Below are 4392 nucleotides of genomic sequence, written 5' to 3'. Positions count from 1 at the left end.
CGGGTGCCCAGCAGGTCGAGGGCGTCGCGCAGGGGATCACCGGCCGCGCCCCGGGGCGTGGCCTGGTCACGCGGGACGTACGGGCGGTCGCGGGGCATGGTGGGCGTCCCTCGCATCAGCGGCATCGACGAACGCGATCTTGTCAGGCCCGCTCCACCGTCCGCGCGCCGCCGTGGAGGACCGCAGCACTGTCAGCGTGTCGGGCCGTTCGAACCCGGTCCGGCGGGAAACAAAATCGGCGGTTTGTCTCCGGACCGGCCCGTGGCGTCCGACAAGTGGGGCGTGCAGCTTTGGGCCGGATCAGACGCCACGTTGGCGCAATATCGTGCACGGCAGATCCGGCTCGACTTGTGGATCATCGCCGCGCTGACTCTCATGGGCGCGGTACGCGTCGAAGTGGCCTGGGCGCCGCAGTACCGGTGGTGGCTGGTCCCGCTGGGGCTCGCCGTCGCCGTGGTGCTCGCCGCCAGCGCGCTCCCGTGGACGCGGATCCTGCGCCACGCGGGCGTACGCGGCTGGCTCACCGCCTGGTACGCGGCCGCCCTCATCGCCCTGTACGCGTTCAACCAGTTCGACGACGATGGCTTGGCGATCTACCCGGCCGGCGCCATCGTGATCGTGGTGGCCGCCTCGGCCGTGTTCCTGCCGCAGACCCTGCTCGGGCTGGGCCTGTTCGCCCAGGCCGGCTATCTCACCCTGGCCATGACCACGCCGCAGCCCAACCCGGTGCTGGTGATGTCGCTGTCGATGGTGCTGATCGTGGTGGCCGGGCTGTGTGCCCTGACCGCGCACAGCCGCCGGCAGCAGGACACCCAGCGCGCGGTCGCCGAGCGGCGCACCGAGGCCATGCTGGAGAACGGCTCCGACGCCGTGCTCGCCATCTCGGACAACGGCGTGGTCTTCGCCAGTTCGTCGTCGGGCCGGGTGCTGGGCCGCGACGCGGCGCAGTTCACCAACGAGACCATGGTGGCGATGACCCATCCGGACGATCTGGCCCGGATCACCGCGTGGATGCTCGACCTGCGCGCGGCCGCCCCGGGGCACACCGAGCGGATCGACTCGCGGTGCCAGCACGCCGACGGCCGGTGGATCAACGTGCAGGTGACCGGGACCAACCGGCTCTCGGACCCGCACATCAACGCGGTCGTGCTGACCATAAGAGACGTGAGCGAGCAGAAGGCGCTGGAGGGTGAGCTCACCCGGCAGGCGTTCCAGGACTCGCTCACCGGGCTGCCCAACCGGGCCCTGCTCGGTGACCGGATGAACCAGGCGGTGGCCCGGAATCTGCGCAGCGGAGGCCGGGTGGAGCTGCTGCTGGTCGACCTGGACGACTTCAAGAAGGTCAACGACACGCTCGGGCACTCGGCCGGGGACGAGCTGATCCAGGCCGTCGCCGCGCGGATGAGCGGCTGCATCCGGCCCGCCGACACATTGGCGCGGCTGGGCGGGGACGAGTTCGCGGTGCTGGTCGAGGGGCTCGATGATCTGGAGCTGGCCGCGCTGGCGGAACGCCTGCTGGAGATCGTCCGGCTGCCCGTCCGGGTCGGCCACCGCGACCTGATCACCACGGCCAGCATCGGCATCGCCTCGGCCAAGATCACCCACACCATGACCGAGGCCGACACGCACGAGCTGCTGCGCGACGCGGACCTGGCCATGTACGCCGCCAAGACCGCCGGCCGCGACCGTTACGTGGTCTTCGACGAGTCGATGTACGCCGACGCCCTGCAGGAGGCCGAGGCCCGCCTGCGGCTGGAGCAGGCCCTCACCGACGACGAGTTCGTGGTGCACTACCAGCCCATCGTCGACCTGCCGTCGGGCCGGCTGATCGGTGTCGAGGCGCTGGTGCGCTGGCAGCACCCGGAGCGCGGGCTGCTGGGCCCGGACACCTTCATCGGCCTGGCCGAGCAGACCGGGCTGATCGTGCCGCTGGGACACTGGGTGCTGGCCGAGTCGTGCCGGCAGGTGGCCGCCTGGCACCGGGACGTCCCGGGTGCCGAGCAGCTGCGGATCAGCGTGAACCTCTCCGCCCGGCAGTTCCAGCACATGGATCTGGTCGCGGACGTGGCCGCGGTGCTGCGCGACTCCGGGATCGATCCGGGCCGGGTGGTCCTGGAGATCACCGAGTCGCTGCTGATGCGGGACACCGACGCCACCATCAGCACCCTGCGCGAGCTGCGGGACCTGGGCGTGCACATCGCCATCGACGACTTCGGCACCGGTTACTCGTCGCTGTCGTACCTGCGGCGGTTCCCGATCGACATCCTGAAGATCGACAAGGCGTTCATCGACGGCATCGCCACCGATCCGGACGACGCCACCCTGGCCGAGGCCGTGGTGCAGCTGGGCCGGGCGCTGCGGTTGCAGACGGTGGCCGAGGGCATCGAGAACATCGACCAGCACTCGCTGCTCAGCGCGCTGGGCTGCACGTACGGCCAGGGCTACCTGTTCGCGCGGCCGGCCGGCTCGGCGCAGATCGAGGCTCTGCTGCGGCACTCGGACAACACCACGGGACCCGAGGACTGGTGGAGCACCGCGGAGCAGGCGGGCCCGCCCGGCTGAGGCATCTCGCCTAGGCTGGCCGGGTGACGTCAGCGTCCGCGCGAGTCAGTGCCGAGCGTCCCTTCTACAGCCGGCACGCCGAGGCCTACGACCTGCTCATCACCGATCCGGTCGCGCCCTGGGTCGACGCGGTCCACGAACGGCTGGTCCGGGCCCACCGCTCACCGGCCGTGGTGCTGGACGCCGGATGCGGCACGGGCCGGCACGCCGAGGCGCTCATCGCCAAGGGCCACCGGGTCGACGTCGCGGACGCCTCCGCCGAGCTGCTCGCGCTGGCCGCCGAACGCTGCCCCGGCTCTCGTGCGTTCCTGTCCGACCTGTGCGCGCTGGGCCTGGTGTCCGAGTACGACGCGGTGACCTGCCGGGGCGTGCTCAACGACATGGTCACCGACGCGGACCGGGAAGCGGCGATCGCGTCGCTGACCGCGAGCCTGCGACCGGGCGGCCTGCTCTTCCTCGACGTCCGCGAGGAGGAGGCCTCCCGGCTCCGGGCCGACGGCGCGAGCCGGTCGGTCGTCGCCGAGCTGGGCGGCCGCCGCGAGCTGAGGTTCTCCAGCCGCAGCCGGTGGGCGGACGGGCTGCTGCACGTCGAGGAACGGTACGAACTCGTCGCGGACGGGCGGACCGAGGAGGACTCCAGCTACGACTTCACCATGCGGCCGTGGTCGAGGGGTGAGCTGACGGCGGCGTTGCGGCGGCACGGCATGCGGACCGTGGACATCGCGGACGGGGTCGGCCGCCGTACCGCGGACCGCTTGTTCGTGGTCGCCGAATAGTTGCGGCAGCGATCCGACCGACGCGGCGTGTCCATGATGGCCGATGGCCGGGATTTCCGTCCGTTCGGCCCATCGCGCCGGTAAGTGGCATTCCGGTGTACTAACCGGACGAACGAATTGCGCGCTCGATCTCCGATTCTGTCGACGCGAAGGATTCCTCCGGTATGGACAACTCCCCGCCGAGCATTTTCAACTTCTGCTGCTGTTTCGTCTTTCTCGCGATTGTCGCCGGCGTGGTTCTCGTGGTTCCCGCATTCCGGCAGAAGGTGCTCGGAATGTTCGGGCGGGGCACCGGCGGCCCACTCCCGCCGCGGCTGGCCCAGCTGGCCGCGGCGGCCATGCCCGACCTGCGCAACCACGTCTTCGGCGCCTCCGCAGGGGAGCTGGAGCTGGCGAGTGAGCTGATCGCGAGCATCAAGCACGCTCGGGAGCTGCTCTGGCCGGGTTACTCTGACCGCGCCATCAGCGACGGGCTGAAGCAGAGCCCGGACACGGTGCTGGCGGGATTCGAGAACGGGCTCTCGCAGATTCAGCCCCGCACTCCCGAGGTCAACCGGGCAATTGCCACCATCAAGGTGCTGCGCCGGCCCGATGCCCGGCGCATCATCGCTCCGGTGGCGAATCATTTCAACAATCTCGCGGCGGAACAGGAACGGCCGCCCTCCGGTCACTGATCTCGATCACCATTGGCGGAACGGGCGCAGGAAAGGACGCGCGGGTGACCGACAATCCCGAACCGCGGGCGCACCAGCACGTCATCGCGAAGAACGGCTTCGCGTACGGCGCGATCGGCGCGGACATCCACGTGCTCGGCGACGACGTGCCCGTCTATGTCCTGGAGAACAGGCGTCCGCCGCCCGAGGTCGACGCCGCCTGGCTCCGGCAGGCACCGAGCCGGATGCTCAACGCCCGCTTCGCCGTGGTCGGCTTCACCGGTCGCACCGATGAGCTGGCCGAGCTGCGCGGGTGGCGGGAGCAGGACGCACCACTCAGCGCACAGTGGATCTTCGGGCCGGGCGGGGCCGGCAAGTCCCGGCTGGCCGACCGGCTCGCC

4 protein-coding genes are annotated in these 4392 nt (G+C 70.7%); all 4 read left to right on the top strand.

Features of this window, described 5'->3' with window-relative positions; all coding sequences use genetic code 11:
* The first annotated feature begins 261 nt into the window (after positions 1–261).
* Positions 262–2562 carry an EAL domain-containing protein gene (locus AB0C29_RS35735; RefSeq protein WP_360829950.1) on the top strand — a complete coding sequence of 767 codons (2301 nt, stop codon included), beginning with the start codon at positions 262–264 and terminating at the stop codon, positions 2560–2562.
* A 23-nt stretch (positions 2563–2585) separates the two neighbouring features.
* On the top strand, positions 2586–3338 hold the full coding sequence (locus AB0C29_RS35730) for a class I SAM-dependent methyltransferase (protein ID WP_360829947.1): 753 nt from the start codon (positions 2586–2588) through the stop codon (positions 3336–3338).
* Positions 3339–3502: 164 nt separating this feature from the next.
* Positions 3503–4012, top strand: coding sequence for a hypothetical protein (locus AB0C29_RS35725; RefSeq protein ID WP_360829945.1), 510 nt, complete (start codon positions 3503–3505; stop codon positions 4010–4012).
* 44 nt (positions 4013–4056) lie between these two features.
* Positions 4057–4392, top strand: a 336-nt coding sequence (locus tag AB0C29_RS35720; RefSeq protein ID WP_360829942.1) for a hypothetical protein, incomplete at its 3' end; no start/stop codon positions are given.

It is taken from the genome of Actinoplanes sp. NPDC048791 (assembly GCF_040650095.1).
GTDB lineage: Bacteria > Actinomycetota > Actinomycetes > Mycobacteriales > Micromonosporaceae > Actinoplanes.
This window is presented reverse-complemented; position numbering and strand designations above follow the sequence as displayed.